This window comes from Actinoplanes sp. NPDC004185 (genome assembly GCF_053603475.1).
The window spans coordinates 315,503-331,656 of the sequence record NZ_JBSGFR010000001.1; the positions used below are offsets into that span (position 1 = coordinate 315,503).

Below are 16,154 nucleotides of genomic sequence, written 5' to 3' on the forward strand. Positions count from 1 at the left end.
GTTGCAAGTCGGTCACTACCGCTTCGTGCACACCGCCTCGGAGGCCGCGACCTGGTCGACGGTATAGACGACGGCCACGGAGAAGCAGTAGTTGTTCTGCCGGTTGAGCCCGTACACGACATAGTCGGTGGTGCCGGCGGGTAGCTGCTGGAATGCCCGCTGCTCCTGCCCGGTCCGGCCGCCGGAGATCAGCACCGGCCCCTCCGAACCCTTCGGATATCGCCAGGTCAGCGCCACGCTGTCCCGGTTGTCGGACAACGTCACCCGGGTCGGGGCGACGGCGGCGTTGCTCGGCCGGGCCGAGGCCGAAGCGGCGGGCGGGGCCGCTGAGACCCCTGCGGAAGCCGGGGCGGCCGGGCCCGCCGCGGGCTGGGCGTCCTCGCGGGGCCAGGTCGCGACGACGATCGCGGCCGCGGCCGCGATGCCGGCCACGAGCACGGCGGCCAGCACGAGGGGGTGCCGGCGCTTCTCCACCGGTACGGGCAGACGACGGCTCACCTCGGACGAGGGGGTCTCGTCCACCGGGAGCCGCGGGCCGGGCGGATAGGTGTCGGGCGGGTACGCGGCCGGCGGGAACGTGTCGGGTGGCCAAGGGCCGGGTGGCTCCACGGCCCAGCCCTGCGGTGACTGCTCGACCGGTTGTTGGACGGGCTGCTGGATCGGCTGCTCGACCGGCCTGTCGACCGGCCTGTCGACCGGCCTTTCGACTGGCCTGTCGACCGGTCTTTCGGCCGGCCGGTAGGTCGGCGGGGCCGGTGCGGCCATGGCCATGTGCGGCTGGGGCGCCGTCTCGGGCCAGGCCTGCTGCGCCTGGACCGGGATCGGCGGGGGCGGCGTCACCCAGGCACCCGCCGCGGCCTCGGCGGGCGCTGCGTCTTGCGGCGGGGCGGAGTCGGGGCGCCGCGGGGTGAAACCGTGAGCCTGCGGCGGCGGAGTCACTTCGAGCTGCGGCGGGTCCTCGCCGGCCGCCGGGAGTGGTGCGGTCTCGGCCCAGGGGGTGCTTCCCACCCAGGGGGACGGGTCGCCAGTTTCCGCCCGGGTCGTCTCCACCGGCGGCACAGCCCCGATCGGGTGGGGCGTTTGAGCGGGGTGGGCGCTCTCGCTGTCGAGAGGTGGAGCAGTCTCGGCCGCCGGCGCGCTGTCAGCCTGGTGGGCACTCCCGGTCCGCGAGGCACTTTCATCCGGCGGGACGCTCGCGGGCGGCAGGCCAGTGTCGGCCGCCGGGGGTGCCGGGGTGCTGTCTGCTTGGTCGGCGCTCTCTGCGGCCAGCACGCTCGTGGGCGGCAGGCCAGTGTCGGCCGCCTCGGCTGGCGGGGCGCTCTCGTCGGCCAGCACCTTCGCGGGCGGCGAAGCAGTGTCGGCGGTCGGGGTGGGCGGTGCGGCCGGAGAGATCAGGGGGAGGGGGACCGGTGGCTCGGGGCGGGCGTGACGGCCGGTCGGGTCACCCGGTGCCGGGGGCTCCTGGCGTACCGGATGGACTCCCGGGGTTGCCGCCGGCACGCGGGTGACGCCCGCCGCCGGGCCGTCCGCTGCCGGGCCTGTCGAGCGTTGCACCTGGCCGCAGGTGTGCCGGCCCGAGGGCTGCCCCCCGGCCAGGCGGGCGACCTGCCGGCCCAGCGGATGGTCCGGCGGCAGGTAGCGGGCGCACAGCTCCTGGGCCCGGCTGAAGTGCTGCTGCGCGTCGCGTTCGTGGCCGCACTCGCGTTCCATCGCCGCCAGCCGGGCCAGCATCTTGATGCCCGCCGGGGCGTCCTCGCCGTGGGCCTGGTTGTGCCGGGCCCAGGCGTCGGCGAGCCTGGTGCGGGCTGCCGTGCACTGCCCGGACGCGTGCTCGGCGGTGGCCAGGTCGGCCTCGGCGGCCAGCACCCGCGCCGACAGGCGGCCGTCCACAGCGGTCAGTTCGGCGACCAGGTCGTGGTAGAGCTGGGCCGCCCGGCCGTGGTTGCCCACCCGGTGCAGCACCGCCGCGTGGGTCGCCGCCGCCGCGATGGTGCGTTCGTCGTGCGAGCCGTGCAGGCGTTCCTCCGCGGCGTGCGCGAAGCCGGCCCAGGTGCGGGCGGCGTGCGGGTCGCCCAGGGCGATCAGGATCCGGGCCTGCAGGGCCGCGGCCAGTGCCAGGTCGGGGGAGGCGCGCTGCGGGTCGGCGTCGGCCGGGTCCAGCGCGTCGGCGAGCACGTCCCTGGCCCCGGCGAGGTCCCCCGCGGAGGTGAGGAGCTGGGCCTGGGCGGTGAGGTCGGCGAGCGGAGGTGCCACGTGCCTCATAGTGTCTGCTCAGACACCCTCGGTACAAGACCCGGCTTGCGGTGGCCCGGCCCGCCGGGCCGCGACGCGACGCCGTATAACGAGGTCATGACCGCCGACAGCGTCGCCGACGTCAAACGTGAGATCCTCGTCCGCCACCTCGAGGCGTGGGCGCCCGCCGCGTTGCACCGGGCCCGCCGCGCCACCTATGTGCACGGTTACGCCGATACCGGGCCGGAGCTGGCGCAGGCCGCCTTGCGGGTCTTCGTGGACCAGTCCGACCTGGTCCGGGGGCGGGAGCTGACGATGCTCGCGCTGGGTGAGGAGGTCGGCGAGGTCGGTGCGCGGCTCGCCGCGATCCAGCAGGAGGCCGGCGCGGGTGCCGGGCTGACCGTGCAGGCTGTGTCCGGTGGCACGGACGCGCGGCTGGCGGTGGCGTTGAAGGCGGTCGGGGCTGGGCGCGTACCGCTGCTTGCTTGTCTGGATGCGACCGCTGCGGGCGGGCCGCCGCTGCCGGCGACCGTCGCGGCGCTGACCGCGGGCAAGCCCGCGGAGGCGGTGATCGTGGTCCCGGCCCCCGGGTTCGTGGCCGACGACTACCGCGCCGAGCTGCGGGCGGCCGGCTTCCCACTGGTGGCGGCGGTGGAGCTGGCGACCGGGGAGGAGCCCGGGCAGGTGCTGGTGTTCGCCACCCAGTCGGGCAAGAACCTCGAGGGCTTCAAGGACGCGCTCTGGGCGGTCGACGAGTATGCGGGAGTGCGCTACCGCGACCCCGGCGATCCCGAGCGTCACCTCATCGACATCTCGCTCAGCCCGCATCCGGGGCCGCTGCGCCGCGAGCTGCTGGCCCATCTCGCCGAGGTGGGCGAGGCCACGGTGACCGACCTGCGGACCTTCGCGCTGACCGAGACCGTCTACCGGGCCGCCGACGCGACGCGGGTGCTGCAGGCGCTGCTGACCGCCGGGTCGGTGACCCGGCGGCCGGAGCACGGCAGGCTCGGCGGCGACGTGGTGATCGCCGCGGCGTGAGCTGTCAGCGCAGGGCTACGACTTGTCCTGCTTCCACGACAGCGGGCCGGGCAGGTCCACGCGGTGCGCCTTGGCCTTGGAGTTCCAGGACCAGCGTCCGATCTTGATGGACCAGGACGAGAATCCCCGCTGCGTGAAGTTCAGGATGAACGGCCCGAACCTCTTGCGACTGCGGTATTGAATGCCCATCGGGGGAGTCCTTCCGTGGAGAGCCAGGTGGCCGGAAGATTCCCGATGGTGGATTTCCGCAAACCCGTCAGCGCGGCTGCCAGGCGTCGGGCCGGGTCGTCAGCTTGCGGACGTGGGCGGGCATCCGGCCGCTGATCAGCTCGGCCAGGCTCACCTCGTCGACCACCTCGCGGACCGCGGAGCGTACGGCGACCCAGAGGTTGGGCAGGTTTTCCGCCGCCCCCGAATACTGGGTCTCCTCGGGGCGCAGGCCGCGCACCCCCGCGAGTGGACCGTCCACAGCCCGCAGGATCTGACCGATCGTCACGTCCCGGGGACTTTGTGACAGGGTGTAGCCACCTTCGGCGCCGCGTTGAGCTCTGACCACCCCGGCACGGCGCAGGTCGGCCAGCACTGCCTCGAGGAACTTCCGGGGCATGTTCTGGTCCTGGGCAATGGCCTGGGCGGACATCAGGGCCGGGTAGGCGTTGGCCAAGCTCAGCGCCGCCCGTACCGCGTAGTCGCCGCGCGCGGAGATCTGCACCCCTCCATCATGCCGCGTCGAAGCCCGCGACCCTCGCGCACCCCGGGAATTATGGGTATTCGGGCATCACACTCAGTCAGCGGCCAGTCGCTGGGCCGGCACCCGGGCCCCGATGTCGGCCACGTCGTCGGCCACCTGGGTGGGCATCGCCGCTGCCGCCCCGGCCCGGAAGGCGCCCGGGCTCAGGCCCGCCTCGCGGTGGAAGAACCGTCCGAAGTTGGTCGGCTCGCCGAAGCCCAGCCGGCGGCCGATCTCCGCCACCGACAGCTCGGTGCAGGCCAGCAGCCGGCGGGCCTCCAGTGCGACCCGGTCGTCGACGACCTGTTTCGCGGTGCGGCCGGTGACGGCCAGACAGGCCCGGGTCAGCGTGCGCACCGAGCAGCCGAGCGAAGCGGCGTAGTCCTCGACCCGGCGGCTGTGCGGATGGCCGTCCTCCAGCTCGCGGCGGAACCTCGCGAACGTGCGGCTCTCGGCGCTCGTGGTCCCGGCGCGCCGGTCATCCCCGCCGGCCAGCAGGGCGATGCGCAGCAGCAGCACGGCGAGCTGATGGCGCAGCAGCGCGGCCGCGACCGGCCCGGAGGTGTGCCGGGCGCAGTCGACCCCGAGCTGCGCGACCTCGGTGATCACCGCGTCCTCGTCCTCGCCGGCGAGCTGCCAGCGGTTCGGCCCGGGCAGATCATCCACCGGTACGCCGCTGACGTCGGCGGCCGAGAGCAGGTCACGGTCCCAGGAGACCAGGGAGGCGTCCAGCCCTGGCTCGATGCCGAAGCGCAGCGCCTGACCGGGCCGGATCCAGAGCAGGGTGCCGGGCCGGCAGCGCTGCAGGACGAAGTCGATCTCGACCGTGCCGTGTCCGGCGGTGGTCAGCGCGAGCAGGTGGTACGGCAGCCGGCGCGGTGCCGGGCGCGGTGTCGCCAGGTCGGTCTCGGGCAGCGTGCACGTGCCCACGCCCGCCCAGTTCGGGGCGGGTGCGGACCGGCTCGGGCGCGCGGTGGAGGTGACCATCGAGCCGACCGTATCGGGCCGTGACCAGGGATGCACGTGTGAGTGCCGACGGGGACTGATATCGGTGTCACGGGTCCGAAATCAAGGGTCAAATCGGACATTAAGTACGGTCGGTCGTGCTATTCGCTTTGTGCCCGGGATTCGGCGACAATCCGCCGACTGTCCGTTTCCCGGACCCGGGCGGCAAAAAGGCGACCCGCGCGGACCGGCAGTGTCCGCGCGGGTCGCCCCGGTAATTCCTGTCGCTATCGACCGGCGAGGAGCCGGTTGACCGCCGCGTCCACGTCCAGGTGATCGGACTCCCGGCCCCGCGGCACCACCACATAGGTGCGCCGCAGGAACCGGACCAGGACACTGCGCGGTACTTCGAACAATGCGTTGCCGTCTGGCGACGACAGCGCGAGGGCCACGAAGTCGCCCCGCGGCGTGGCCCACGGCCACACCCGGACGTCCCCGATCCCCGCCGGCTCATCGAGCCCGGTCACGAGCAGTTCACGCGCGAAGGACCAGCTAACGGCTTCCCCACCGGCTGATTCCGCGTGGAACAACACGTGCACGGCATACGGGTCGGCTGGGTCGTACCGCAGACTGGCGCGCACGGGCAGAGCCGTGGCATCTGGCGCTACGAGCCGCAGCGAGGTTTCGACCTCGACGGTCGTTGGACGAATGGTACTCATGGACGAACTCCCCCCGGCACCGCTGCGAGGCTGGTGAACCCCGCGTTTCCCATACTCAGGTGATCCCTGTCATTACGCTCCGCCATACGCTGATCTCACCCAGTAGTGGGAAGGCGCTTCCGATAAGCTCTCCGGAGGGAGCGTTAAACGGTATCTTGACCTGTTCTGCCCATGTACTCGGTTTCGCCCGGCGTCGGGTGGCCCAGCAGTTGACTCACTCCGGTAACGTCCATTCCTCCCGGGTAGTGACGGGGGCGGGGAACACTGGGGGATGAAATGACCGGGAGCCCGCGATCTTTGCCGCGAAAGTGAACGAGATGTCCCAATCGGAACCCCTGACCGAATCTCCACCCGAGGAAGACTCATCTCCGGGGCTCCTGGATCGGATCCGCGCCAACCCGACCGGCCGGCTCGCCCTGAAGATCGGCGTCGGCGTCCTGGGGGCCGTCGTGGTGGCGGTCGGCATCGTGCTGATCCCGTTCCCCGGACCCGGCTGGGCCATCGTGATCCTCGGCCTGGCCATCCTGGCCGTCGAGTTCACCTGGGCCCGCAGACTCCTGCACTTCACCAAGAAGCACGTCCAGGCCTGGACCCACTGGGTGCTGAAACAGTCCCTGCCGATGCGCGCCCTGATCGGCCTGGCCGGCTTCATCTTCATCTCGGCCGTGGTCTGGCTCTCGGTCAAACTCACCATGGGCGTCGACCTGGCCGCGGTGATCTGGAAGTTCGTCACCGGAAGCTGACGCGCCGGGACCCTGGTTCGCGCGCGCGGCCCAGGGTCCGGTACAGTCTGACTCCGTTGAGGGCGATTAGCTCAGCGGGAGAGCGCTCCGTTCACACCGGAGAGGTCACTGGTTCGATCCCAGTATCGCCCACGAGTCCCAGGTGCCTCCTGTCCGCGGAAAGCGCGGACCGGGGGCACTCGTCATTTCTGCTCCGGGGGCCGAGCCCCCGGACGCCCCGCGTTGCGGTGGGCGCTGTGGGTGCGTCCGGTCCGGTCGGTTGGCGCGGTCCCGTGCTTGGACTTGGGTGTGCGGGTCGCCGCCGGCGAGAGTCGGCCTCCCCTCCGATCACGGTACGGATCCCAGCTGGCAGCCCTCCTCCGACGTGATGTCCTTGCCGAGCCACCCGCTGGCCGCGCTGTCCTTGCCGTCCGTGTCGGCGGAGTGATTGACCGGACATCAGTCGACGTCGATGATGGGACGGCCTTCATCGGCACGTGCGACCAGTGAGCGATCGACCTGCGGGGACCACAACTCCGCCAGGCGAGGAGCATCATGACCAACCAGGGAATGCCGACGGTCGGCCCGGGCGCCACCGGTGACACCGTGAGTCAGGCGCAGCGGGCGCTGCGGCGTACGCCGGACACCGCACTCGTCGTGGACGGCAAGTTCGGGCCCGGGACGGAAGCCGCGACCCGGGACTTCCAGGCGGCGGAGGGTCTGCCGGTGACCGGCGTCGTCGATCAGGCGACGTGGAAGGCGCTTCCGGACGGCGCTGCGATGCCGACGCTGCGCCAAGGGTCGCAGGGTGAGGTGGTCCGCAGCCTCCAGCAGGTCCTGACGTCGGGCGCTCCGGGCCTGTGGGGAACGACGCCGCAGAAGGTCGACGGGCATTACGGGCCGAACACCGATGCCTCGGTGCGTGCGTTCCAGGGCTGGGCGCGCCTTTCGGTGGACGGTGTCGTCGGCCAGCGAACCTGGACCGCGTTGCCGCTGGCGCTCGAATTCGTGGTGGGCCTGCAGCACGTGGCTGACGATTAGCCCCGTAGTGGCGACCGGCCCGTCAGCCTGCATCGTCGAAGGAGCAAAGCGTGCCCCCGTCAGAGAGCCTGCCCCCGGCCCAGTCATGCCGCCTCATCGACTTCGAGCGAGCGGACACCGTCTCCCTCATGATCTATCCGCCGCCGCCTCCCATGCTCGTCGTCGCCGGGCAGAAGCCGTTCGCGAACATGCAGGTCTCGCTCAATCCGCTGCGCTATGTGCAGAAGCCCGAGTACTGGGGCATCGAGGTCGTCGGTTGCATGCCCCCGATCGGTCAGCCCGCGATCGTCCCGTACGTCGTCGAGCTCAACCTGACCGGCTGCATCGGAACGCGCGGCATCGAAGTCATCGGGGCCAGCCGTACCGAGCGGATCGAGCTGGCGGCCGCGGACGAGAGCACGCCGCCCGGGACGTGATTCAGGAGTCCGGACGAGCAACACGGTCCCCGCCGGAATGAGCAGCGGGGACCGCGATGTGCTGGGTGCTCGGCCTCAGGATGCGGTGCAGATGGCGGTCGCCGGTGGGGTTCCGGTGCCCAGGAAGCCGAAGGTTGCGGTGCCGTTGGCCGCCAGGGTGCCGTTGTGGGACGCGTTACTGGCGGTCGTGGTCGATCCGCTGGTGGTGTAGGTGGCGTTCCAGCCGTTCTGCACCGCGGCGGTGAAGGAGACCGCCCAGCCCCGGGTGCCGTTCGCGCCCGCGCGGACCTGGCCCTCGGCCTGGTAGCCGCCCGGCCACTGGCTGATCGTCCGGATCGTCGCGTCGCAGCCGCCCGGGCCCGGGTTGCTCGGCGGGGGAGTGGTCGGCGCCGGGCTGGTCGGGGCGGGGCTCGTCGGCGTAGGGGTGGTGGGGGTGGGGCCCGGGTCCGTTCCGCCGCCGAACACGACGTCGCTGCACGCGTAGTACGACTGGTCCAGGTGGCTGGCCTGCCAGATCGTGTAGACGATGTGCCGGCCGGTGCGGGTGCCGGCGTTGACCTGGGCCGTGTAGGTCTGGCTGGGGGCCTGCCGCCCGGTTTCGGTGACCAGCTCCAGCGCGCCCCAGGTGAGCTTCTGGGTGAGCGGGTCGAAGCCCTGCTTGGTGATGTAGATCCGCAGGTAGTCGGCGCCGTGGCTGGACGGGTCGTTCAGTTTCAGGGTGAAGCTGTTCGGCTTGCTGGTGGCGTTCCACCGGCCCGGCACGTCCAGGGCGGCGTACCGGCCGCCCGCGGTCAGGCCACCGCTGCACAGAGTGCCGTCGGGGATGGCGGCCTGGTGGCGGCCGGCGACGCCCTCGCGGAACAGGCCGTTCCAGTTGTACATGGCGTTCGGGTCGGCCTGGTACGCCTGGTAACACATCGGGTCCTGCGACTGCATGCCCGGATCGCTGGGGCTCTGCCACCGCTGGTTGCAGTCGTAGGCCCGGGTGACGGGATCCGACACCGCGCCGTGCGCGCTCGCCGAATGTGTCGTGAGCGCACTGCCGGCGGCGGTCAGCACGCCGGTGATGAGTGCGGCCGCAGCGATACGGAGGGTTCGTGACGTCATGCGCTTCCTTCGGGGGACGGAGTGTGGGAGCGCTCCCATCATGACAAGAAAAGGGCCCGAAGGATAGTCGAAGATCGATGTCCTCGATGGGTTCGGCGATGATGTCGTTGATGCGTGCCGCAGCAGGTCCCGGTCGAGCGCCCACTTTCCGCGGTGGCTGGTGTCTGTACGAGGAGACGACGAATGTGAGGGTGACGTGACGGCAGAACTCATCCGGCGGGCGCGGGCGGGCAACCACGACGCCTTCACCGAGCTGGTCGCCCCGTACCGGGCGGAGCTGCAGGCGCACTGCTACCGGATGCTCGGCTCCTTGCAGGACTCCGAGGACCTCCTGCAGGAGACCCTGCTCGCCGCCTGGCTCGGGCTGGAGGGCTTCGAGCAGCGTTCCTCCGTGCGCACCTGGCTGTACAGGATCGCCTCCAACCGCTGTCTCAACCACCTGCGGTCCGCGAAGCGCCGGCCCGCGCCGCCCGTCGCGCTTCCCGCGGCGGCGCCCGAGCCCACGCGTACGGGTGAGGTCTTCTGGTTGCAGCCTTATCCCGACACGCTGCTGGAGGGTGTCGCCGACCGGGCCCCCGGGCCCGAGGCCCGTTACGAGTCGCGGGAAGCGATCTCGCTGGCCTTCGTCACCGCGGTCCAGCTGCTCCCGCCCAATCAGCGTGCCGTGCTCCTGCTGCGTGACGTGCTCGGTTACCGCGCCGCCGAGACCGCCGACCTGCTCGGTCTCACGCCGGACGCCGTCACCAGCGCGCTGAAGCGGGCCCGGGCGACGATGGCGGGGGCCACGCACGACCGGCCCGCGCCGCCGGCGCCGGACAGTGCGCAGGAACGTGAGCTGCTCGAGAAGTTCGTGGCGGCGTTCACCGCCTTCGACGTCGATCGGCTCGTCGCCCTGATGACCGACGACGTGTGGCTGCGGATGCCGCCGGCGCTGTTCGAATATCACGGCGCGGACGCCGCGCGGGCCTTCTTCACTGCCGTCGGCGCGCGCCGGCCGCGGACCGACCGCTTGATCCCGGTACGCGCGAACGGCCAGCCCGCCTGGGGCGAGTACCGCCGCGACCCGGTCACCGGCATCTCCCGCCTCGCGGGCATCGAGGTCATCGGCCTCGCCGGGGACCGCATCTGTGAGATCACCCGATTCGAGGCCACGGTGGCGCCGTACCTGGGCCTGCCGCGAACCCTCGGCTGAATCCCGAACCCGGAGGACTTCCATGTCTGCTGATCTGCCCGCTCTGCAAGCCCACGCCCGAGGTCTTCGTGAGCTCCACAGCGGAGAGCTGCTCGTCCTGCCCAACGCCTGGGACGCGGCCAGCGCCGCCGTCGTGGTCGAGGCGGGCTTCCCGGTCGTCGCCACCGCCAGCAACGCCGTCGCGGCCATGCTCGGCTATCCCGACGGCGAGGGCGCGCCCTGGCCGGAGATGTTCGCCGCGGCCGAACGGATCATCCGGACCGTGCCGGTCCCGGTGACGGTGGACGCCGAGGCGGGCTACGGCATGCAGCCGCACGAGCTCGTCGACCGCCTGCTGGACATCGGCGCCGCCGGCTGCAACCTCGAGGACACCGACCACCGGGCCGGCGGGCTGCAGGAGGCCGGCGCCCACGCCGAGTGGCTCGCGGCTGTCCGGTCCGCCGCCGACGACGCCGGAGTTCCGCTGGTCATCAACGCCCGGGTCGACACCTTCCTGCCGACGGCCGGCATCCCCCAGCCGGACCGGCTGGCGGAAACCATCCGGCGGGGCGCGCTCTACCGGGACGCGGGCGCCGACTGCATCTATCCCATCGGGGTACGCGACCAGGACGCCGTCGCCACCCTGGTCACCGAACTGGCGTGCCCGGTCAACGGCAACACCGGCGAACACCTCGACCTGGCGACGCTGCGCAAGCTCGGGGTGGCCCGCGTCTCGTACGGGCCCAGCTTCTATCGGGCCGCGCTGGCCGGAATGGCGACCGCTGTCCGTGCCCTGCGCGCCGAGGCCGAGTGACGCGGCGGCCTGGGCCGTTTCGTCACCCTGCTCTGGCGGCACCGTCCACATTGTTCGTCCGGCAGCTACTGCGCCGGCAGTACATCGCCGTCAACTGCGGCGTCCGCAGCAGCCGCGTACGCCGGCGACACCAGCTTGAAGTGCGTCTTCCCGCGGGATGACCGGGGTCACGCCCGACGAGATGATCGGGCGTGACCCCGGTTCCGGGGACGGGACACATCGGAAGGACGCTGTCATGAAGTCGCTGAAATCGATCGCCGCGGCCGGGATGTTCCTGGTGGTGGCGCTCGTCCCGGCCGCCCCGGCGGCGGCGCACCCGGCGGTTCACCCGTTGGCCGCGGACGTCACCACCATGAGCTCCGGGCGGCTCGGGGCGAGTGCGGGCGCCGTGCTGGGACTGGTGGGGGTGGTCCTCGGCTGGCCGGCTCTCACCCGTCGCGCCGGTCGCGCCCGGGCCGTTGCCGCCCTGGTGGCCGGGCTGCTCGGTGCCGCGCTCGGCGGGCTCGTGATCGCCACGTCCGACGGGGGTGTCGGCACCGGCAACGGACTGGGCGGCGCCATCGTGGCGGTGGCGGTGGGGCTGATCGCCGTTGTCCTCGGTGGGCTCGCGATGGTTCGCTCCCGCCGTACCGGTCGTCCGCGGTCGGGTTAGTGCCCCGGCCCGCGGTCGAGGGCCGCGATGGGTTCCGCGATGAAATCGCGGAACCCGGCGAACTGCTCGGCGGTCATCTTCCACCGGCGCCCGCCCATGATGTCGTTGTCGACCGCGAACTCCGTCGCCATGCACGCCACCCCGATGTCGGTCGCCGGCCGCGGTGGCTGGGCCCGACGGCAGACCGGTCCGGCAGATGTGAAGACGTGGCGGGCTTCACGCATTCAAGTAGCACGACTTACCCGCCCACCGGCGCGCCAAGGGGCAGAATAACCCCGGTAGCTCGGCCCCGGCTCCCGAAAAGCGGATGCCGGCCGCCGGGGACAGTGGCACCATCGTCGCTTTGCGCACGGCCCGCGCCCCGACGTGCAGCACGTCGACGCCGGCCGCACTGCCCGACACAACCTGGAGCTCTCCGTGACTGGTCAAGCCGCCGCGCCGCCCGACAGGCTGGACGCCGCCGTGCTGAAGATCGCCGGCGTGGTGGTCCTCGGTGCCATCATGTCGATCCTCGACATCACCGTCGTCAGTGTGGCGCTGCCGACCTTCCAGACCGAGTTCGACGCCACGTACGCCCAGGTCGCCTGGACCATGACCGGCTACACCCTGGCGCTGGCCACGGTGATCCCGCTCAGTGGCTGGGCCGCCGACCGGTTCGGCACCAAACGGCTCTACATGCTCGCGCTGCTGCTGTTCACGCTCGGCTCGGTGCTCTGCGCCACCGCCGACTCGATCGAGCAGCTCGTCGCGTACCGGGTGCTCCAGGGTCTCGGCGGCGGCATGCTCATGCCGCTCGGCATGACGATCATGACCCGGGCCGCCGGCCCGGAGCGGATCGGCCGGCTGATGGCCGTCCTCGGCATCCCGATGCTGCTCGGCCCGATCGGCGGCCCGATCCTGGGCGGCTGGCTGATCGAGGCGGCGAGCTGGCACTGGGTCTTCCTGATCAACCTGCCGATCGGCGCGATCGCGCTCGTCTACGCCTTCTTCGCGCTGCCCAAGGACAACGCCGAGTCGTCGGAGTCGTTCGACTTCGTCGGCATGCTGATGCTCTCGCCGGGTCTGGCATTTTTCCTGTACGGCGTCTCGTCGCTGCCGGAGACCGGCACGATCACGGCCACCAAGGTCTGGACCACGATGCTGGTCGGCGCCCTGCTGGTGATCGGCTTCGTGCTGTACTCGTTCAAGCCGAAGCACCCCCTGCTCGACCTGCGGCTGTTCCGCAACCGCAACCTGGCCGTCTCGTCGATCTCGCTGTTCGTGTTCATCATCGCGTTCATGGGCGCGGGCCTGCTGTTCCCGAGCTACTTCCTGCAGGTGCGCGGCGAGTCCACGCTGCACGCGGGTCTGCTGATGGCGCCGCAGGGCATCGGCGCGATGCTCACGATGCCGATCGCCGGCACGCTGGCCGACAGGATCCCGGTGGGCCGGACGGTGCCGTTCGCGATGGCGCTCATCGCCGCCGGGTTCTTCACCTTCACCCAGGTCGGCACCGACACGTCGTACTGGCTGCTGTGCGGTTCCCTGTTCGTGATGGGCCTCGGCATGGGCGGCACGATGATGCCGATCATGACGTCGGCGTTGCGCACGCTGACCAACCAGGAAGTGGCGCGCGGCTCCACCCTGGTCAACATCCTCCAGCAGATCGGCGGCTCGATCGGCTCGGCGATCATGTCGGTCATCCTGACCAGCCGGCTCAACGGCTCGGACCCGATCCCGGGCCTGAACAACCCGCGCACCGGCGAGCCGATCACCGAGGCGGGCGCGGCGATCGCCAGCCAGCACGGCCAGCAGATGCCGGTCGAACCCTCGGTCATCCAGCGCGGCCTGGAGTTCGTGGCCGACTCGTTCGCCACCACGTTCTGGGTGGGCTTCGGGCTGGTGCTGCTGACGTTCATCCCGATCGCGTTCCTGCCCCGCAAGCGCCAGCCGGCCCGGCTGAGCGGCCCGGCCGAGGAGGGCGACGGCCGCCTCGACACGCCGGTGATGATCCACTGACCGCGTGATGCGGCGGGCTGTTCCTCAGCCCGCCGCTTCGCGGTTTTGCCCCGTCGGGCGGCGGTGTCGGCCGGGTCGCGGCCGGATGGTCTGCGTTGCGGTCAGCCGGGTCGCTCCGGGCGGCGGTCAGCCGGATCGCGCGGGGCTCATCGAGCGGGTCAGCCGGATCGCAACATGGCACGCCGGGCTGCAGTCAGCCGCTACGATCGCGCTCGACGTCCTTACCGAGCTGGGCGATGCCTACGCCGCCGACACCTCGGTCTGGAACCTGCTGGCGGACGCGGCAGCCGAGATGAACCTGTACCGCACCAAGGCCTGGTGCCGCTGGAGAGCAGCAGAGACTCTCCACGGCATCATCCGCGCGGGCCTCCAACTTCTTGATCTTGCTCAGCCCGGTGCTCGAAGAACCCCGATACCGGGCACCTGCAACCCGGCGATCGGATCACCATGCACGAACAAGCTCCACCAGCCGGCACTGCCACCATCACGCAGGTCACGTTCCCGGCTGGCACAGCCGGTCCCCCTGGTCGGGTCAGGCATCGAGCTGCTGGCCGTTCAGTGCCAGGCGGTTAGTGCGGAGAAGCTGCGCATCATCCGGCCGGTCCGCAGCGTCGGGCGCGTCAGCAGCCTCCGAGGGCGACGCGCCTTCCATCCGGACCGCCGCGATGCCGCCCAGGATCAGCGCCCCGCCCACGAACTGCAGCGGCGTCAGTTTCTCGCCCAGCAGCAACCATGCGAACATCGACGCCGACACCACTTCGAGCAGCCCGATGAACGACGCCAGCCGGGAGCCGAGGATGGCCGAGGCGGCGATTCCCGACGCGTACGCCACGGCCGTGCCGATGACCGCGACCACCAGCAGCGGCGTCCACCACGGCACGGTGGTGTCGAACAGTGACAGGTCGCCGTAGGTCGCGGTGAACGGCAGCAGGCCGGTGGTGCTGATCAGGGCCAGGACGACGCCGGCCAGCAGCAGGCCGGAGCCGGCCAGGGCCACCGGGGGCAGGCCGTCGGCGGGGCGCGCGGCGATCGCGAAGTACGCCGCGCAGCCGATCGCCGCGCTGAAGGCGATGGCCAGGCCGATCGGGTCGACCGCTTGCAGGGCGCCGGGGCCGATCACCAGGACCAGGCCGCCGACGGCGAGCACCGAGCCCAGCAGGACCGTGGCCCGGGGCATCCGCCGGGTGGTCGCCCAGGCGAACGCGACCAGCAGCAGCGGCGCCAGGTATTCGATGAGCAGGGCCGTCGCCACCGGGATGCGCTGGATGGCCGCGAAGTAGGCGGCCTGGGTGAACGCCACGCCGACCAGGCCCATACCCAGGACGCGCCAGCGCGCGCGCCACAAAGCCGCCCATCTGCCGCGCAGTGAGAAGAGCACGAACGGCAGCAGTACGAGACCCGCGGTGAGCGCCCGGGCCGTGACAGCCGCGACCGGCGACCAGCCGGCCTCCAGCAGCGGCTTGATGAACGCGCCGGAGGTGCTGAACGAGACGCAGGAGATCAGGGCGGCGATCAGGCCCGTGGACATGGACGGCGTTTTCATGACGGCTCCGCGGGCTTGGTATCTGTCATGGGCTAAATTGCTTACGGTCCTGACGCTAGGTCGGTCTCGGTGAGGAGTCAAATTGCTTTTTGCCCCTGACACGGAGGAGTCGCTGGCCTTCGTCGTGGTGCTCGGCAACACCGAGGCCGGGGCGTCACGCAGTGGCGACGACGAGCTCGTGACCGTTGATCAGCTCGCCGGCCTGCTGACCCGCTTCGCCTACACCGGGCGCATCGACCAGGACGAGGCGGAGCTGCGCGAGGTGCGCCAGGCCCGCGCCCAGCTCCGGCGGGTGTGGACCCTCGAGCGCGACGACGCCGTCGAGTCCGTCAACGGGATGCTGCGTGACGCGAAGGCCCTGCCGTTTCTCACCCGGCACGATGCCCTGGACTGGCACCTGCACGCGACCTCGCCGGACGCGCCGCTCGCCGAACGCATCCGGGCCGAGGCGGCCCTGGCGCTCATCGACGTGATCCGGATGAACGAGATGCGCCGGCTCCGGGTCTGCGAGGCCGACGACTGCACCGGCCTGCTGCTCGATCTCTCCCGCAACGGCCTCAAGCGGTTCTGCAGCGTCCGCTGCGGCAACCGGATGAACATGATCGCCTTCCGGGAGCGGCGTTCGGGGACGGGCCGGCCGTCCTGAATTCGGTTGCCGGTGCTCGCCGGCAGCGCCTACTTTCAGTGCGCACCTCCCGGTGCGCAGGCGACGGCTACTTCCGCTCATAACGGGGAGACGCGGGTTCGAATCCCGCTACCGTCCTCGGACGGTTCGACCAGCGGCCCAGGTCACCCAGGCCCGCGAGGGCCGGTCTCCGTCGCCGCTCCGATCTCGGGAGGCGCGACCATCGTGCCCGCCCGGTGCGCAGGCAACGGCTACTTCAGGCTCCGTTCGGGGTTCGATTCCCCGTGGCCTTCGGGCCATCAGCTCGGCGGGAGCGGCGGATGAGTCCGTCGCCGATCCCGGTCTCGGGCGGGCCGGCTGGTCGCTCCTCCGGCCCGACGTCAGGGGGGACGTGATGGCCA

The 16,154-nt window shown here is 71.4% G+C and carries 17 protein-coding genes and 1 tRNA gene; 10 read left to right on the plus strand and 8 right to left on the minus strand.

From position 1 onward, the window contains the following. Window positions 1–15: 15 nt before the first annotated feature. Window positions 16–2,253: a hypothetical protein gene (locus tag ACWEOZ_RS01415; protein ID WP_451908797.1), complete on the minus strand. Its 2,238-nt coding sequence runs from the start codon at window positions 2,251–2,253 to the stop codon at window positions 16–18. A gap of 96 nt (window positions 2,254–2,349) precedes the next feature. On the opposite strand from ACWEOZ_RS01415, the gene ACWEOZ_RS01420 reads away from it, so the two are divergent. Next, entirely contained in the window at window positions 2,350–3,270 is a 921-nt protein-coding gene (locus tag ACWEOZ_RS01420) for a hypothetical protein (RefSeq protein ID WP_451908798.1), read from the plus strand. 15 nt (window positions 3,271–3,285) lie between these two features. Here ACWEOZ_RS01420 and ACWEOZ_RS01425 read toward each other — a convergent pair whose 3' ends face one another. The 4 genes from ACWEOZ_RS01425 to ACWEOZ_RS01440 all read right to left on the minus strand — a co-directional run bounded on the left by ACWEOZ_RS01425 (window position 3,286) and on the right by ACWEOZ_RS01440 (window position 5,664). Beyond that, window positions 3,286–3,459 carry a DUF4236 domain-containing protein gene (locus tag ACWEOZ_RS01425; RefSeq protein ID WP_451908799.1) on the minus strand — a complete coding sequence of 58 codons (174 nt, stop codon included), beginning with the start codon at window positions 3,457–3,459 and terminating at the stop codon, window positions 3,286–3,288. A 67-nt stretch (window positions 3,460–3,526) separates the two neighbouring features. Then, entirely contained in the window at window positions 3,527–3,982 is a 456-nt protein-coding gene (locus ACWEOZ_RS01430) for an RrF2 family transcriptional regulator (RefSeq protein WP_106129593.1), read from the minus strand. Between the two features lie 72 nt (window positions 3,983–4,054). Further along, window positions 4,055–4,987: a helix-turn-helix domain-containing protein gene (locus tag ACWEOZ_RS01435; RefSeq protein WP_451908800.1), complete on the minus strand. Its 933-nt coding sequence runs from the start codon at window positions 4,985–4,987 to the stop codon at window positions 4,055–4,057. A 245-nt stretch (window positions 4,988–5,232) separates the two neighbouring features. Next, window positions 5,233–5,664: an SsgA family sporulation/cell division regulator gene (locus ACWEOZ_RS01440; protein ID WP_014446635.1), complete on the minus strand. Its 432-nt coding sequence runs from the start codon at window positions 5,662–5,664 to the stop codon at window positions 5,233–5,235. Window positions 5,665–5,981: 317 nt separating this feature from the next. On the opposite strand from ACWEOZ_RS01440, the gene ACWEOZ_RS01445 reads away from it, so the two are divergent. The 4 genes from ACWEOZ_RS01445 (at window position 5,982) to ACWEOZ_RS01460 (ending at window position 7,843) form a co-directional block, all read left to right on the plus strand. Then, a complete protein-coding gene (locus tag ACWEOZ_RS01445; protein WP_451908801.1) occupies window positions 5,982–6,407 on the plus strand; it encodes a TIGR02611 family protein in 426 nt (141 codons plus the stop codon). A 60-nt stretch (window positions 6,408–6,467) separates the two neighbouring features. Further along, window positions 6,468–6,539 (plus strand) — tRNA-Val (locus ACWEOZ_RS01450). 402 nt (window positions 6,540–6,941) lie between these two features. Next, window positions 6,942–7,427, plus strand: a complete 486-nt coding sequence (locus ACWEOZ_RS01455; RefSeq protein ID WP_451908802.1) for a peptidoglycan-binding domain-containing protein — start codon at window positions 6,942–6,944, stop codon at window positions 7,425–7,427. A 50-nt stretch (window positions 7,428–7,477) separates the two neighbouring features. Then, window positions 7,478–7,843 (plus strand): hypothetical protein, encoded by a 366-nt coding sequence (locus ACWEOZ_RS01460; protein ID WP_451908803.1) that lies wholly within the window; start codon window positions 7,478–7,480, stop codon window positions 7,841–7,843. Window positions 7,844–7,918: 75 nt separating this feature from the next. On the opposite strand, the gene ACWEOZ_RS01465 is transcribed toward ACWEOZ_RS01460, so the two are convergent. Beyond that, on the minus strand, window positions 7,919–8,950 hold the full coding sequence (locus ACWEOZ_RS01465) for a lytic polysaccharide monooxygenase (protein WP_451908804.1): 1,032 nt from the start codon (window positions 8,948–8,950) through the stop codon (window positions 7,919–7,921). A gap of 196 nt (window positions 8,951–9,146) precedes the next feature. On the opposite strand from ACWEOZ_RS01465, the gene ACWEOZ_RS01470 reads away from it, so the two are divergent. From ACWEOZ_RS01470 to ACWEOZ_RS01480, 3 genes are all read left to right on the plus strand, one after another. Next, window positions 9,147–10,142, plus strand: coding sequence for an RNA polymerase subunit sigma-70 (locus ACWEOZ_RS01470; RefSeq protein ID WP_451908805.1), 996 nt, complete (start codon window positions 9,147–9,149; stop codon window positions 10,140–10,142). Window positions 10,143–10,164: 22 nt separating this feature from the next. Further along, window positions 10,165–10,935, plus strand: coding sequence for an isocitrate lyase/PEP mutase family protein (locus tag ACWEOZ_RS01475; protein ID WP_451908806.1), 771 nt, complete (start codon window positions 10,165–10,167; stop codon window positions 10,933–10,935). Window positions 10,936–11,170: 235 nt separating this feature from the next. Then, window positions 11,171–11,587, plus strand: coding sequence for a DUF6223 family protein (locus ACWEOZ_RS01480; protein ID WP_451908807.1), 417 nt, complete (start codon window positions 11,171–11,173; stop codon window positions 11,585–11,587). On the opposite strand, the gene ACWEOZ_RS01485 is transcribed toward ACWEOZ_RS01480, so the two are convergent. Beyond that, window positions 11,584–11,718: a hypothetical protein gene (locus tag ACWEOZ_RS01485; protein WP_451908808.1), complete on the minus strand. Its 135-nt coding sequence runs from the start codon at window positions 11,716–11,718 to the stop codon at window positions 11,584–11,586. The two genes, ACWEOZ_RS01480 and ACWEOZ_RS01485, sit on opposite strands and share 4 nt — an antisense overlap. Window positions 11,719–12,004: 286 nt before the next feature. Here ACWEOZ_RS01485 and ACWEOZ_RS01490 point away from each other — a divergent pair, with 286 nt between their 5' ends. Continuing rightward, window positions 12,005–13,585, plus strand: a complete 1,581-nt coding sequence (locus tag ACWEOZ_RS01490) for a DHA2 family efflux MFS transporter permease subunit (protein ID WP_451908809.1) — start codon at window positions 12,005–12,007, stop codon at window positions 13,583–13,585. 532 nt (window positions 13,586–14,117) lie between these two features. Here ACWEOZ_RS01490 and ACWEOZ_RS01495 read toward each other — a convergent pair. After that, the gene (locus tag ACWEOZ_RS01495) at window positions 14,118–15,128 is read right to left on the minus strand and encodes an EamA family transporter (RefSeq protein WP_451908810.1); all 1,011 of its coding nucleotides are present in this window, start codon (window positions 15,126–15,128) and stop codon (window positions 14,118–14,120) included. 82 nt (window positions 15,129–15,210) lie between these two features. Between ACWEOZ_RS01495 and ACWEOZ_RS01500 the strand changes: the two genes are divergently transcribed. Then, window positions 15,211–15,774, plus strand: a complete 564-nt coding sequence (locus tag ACWEOZ_RS01500) for a CGNR zinc finger domain-containing protein (RefSeq protein WP_451908811.1) — start codon at window positions 15,211–15,213, stop codon at window positions 15,772–15,774. Window positions 15,775–16,154 lie beyond the last annotated feature (380 nt).

Coding starts and splice junctions, on each gene's coding strand:
- ACWEOZ_RS01420 (WP_451908798.1), top strand. CDS start 2,350: ATGACCGCCGACAGCGTCGCCGACGTCAAACGTGAGATCCTCGTCCGC.
- ACWEOZ_RS01425 (WP_451908799.1), bottom strand. CDS start 3,459: ATGGGCATTCAATACCGCAGTCGCAAGAGGTTCGGGCCGTTCATCCTG.
- ACWEOZ_RS01435 (WP_451908800.1), bottom strand. CDS start 4,987: ATGGTCACCTCCACCGCGCGCCCGAGCCGGTCCGCACCCGCCCCGAAC.
- ACWEOZ_RS01440 (WP_014446635.1), bottom strand. CDS start 5,664: ATGAGTACCATTCGTCCAACGACCGTCGAGGTCGAAACCTCGCTGCGG.
- ACWEOZ_RS01445 (WP_451908801.1), top strand. CDS start 5,982: ATGTCCCAATCGGAACCCCTGACCGAATCTCCACCCGAGGAAGACTCA.
- ACWEOZ_RS01455 (WP_451908802.1), top strand. CDS start 6,942: ATGACCAACCAGGGAATGCCGACGGTCGGCCCGGGCGCCACCGGTGAC.
- ACWEOZ_RS01465 (WP_451908804.1), bottom strand. CDS start 8,950: ATGACGTCACGAACCCTCCGTATCGCTGCGGCCGCACTCATCACCGGC.
- ACWEOZ_RS01475 (WP_451908806.1), top strand. CDS start 10,165: ATGTCTGCTGATCTGCCCGCTCTGCAAGCCCACGCCCGAGGTCTTCGT.
- ACWEOZ_RS01480 (WP_451908807.1), top strand. CDS start 11,171: ATGAAGTCGCTGAAATCGATCGCCGCGGCCGGGATGTTCCTGGTGGTG.
- ACWEOZ_RS01485 (WP_451908808.1), bottom strand. CDS start 11,718: ATGGCGACGGAGTTCGCGGTCGACAACGACATCATGGGCGGGCGCCGG.
- ACWEOZ_RS01495 (WP_451908810.1), bottom strand. CDS start 15,128: ATGAAAACGCCGTCCATGTCCACGGGCCTGATCGCCGCCCTGATCTCC.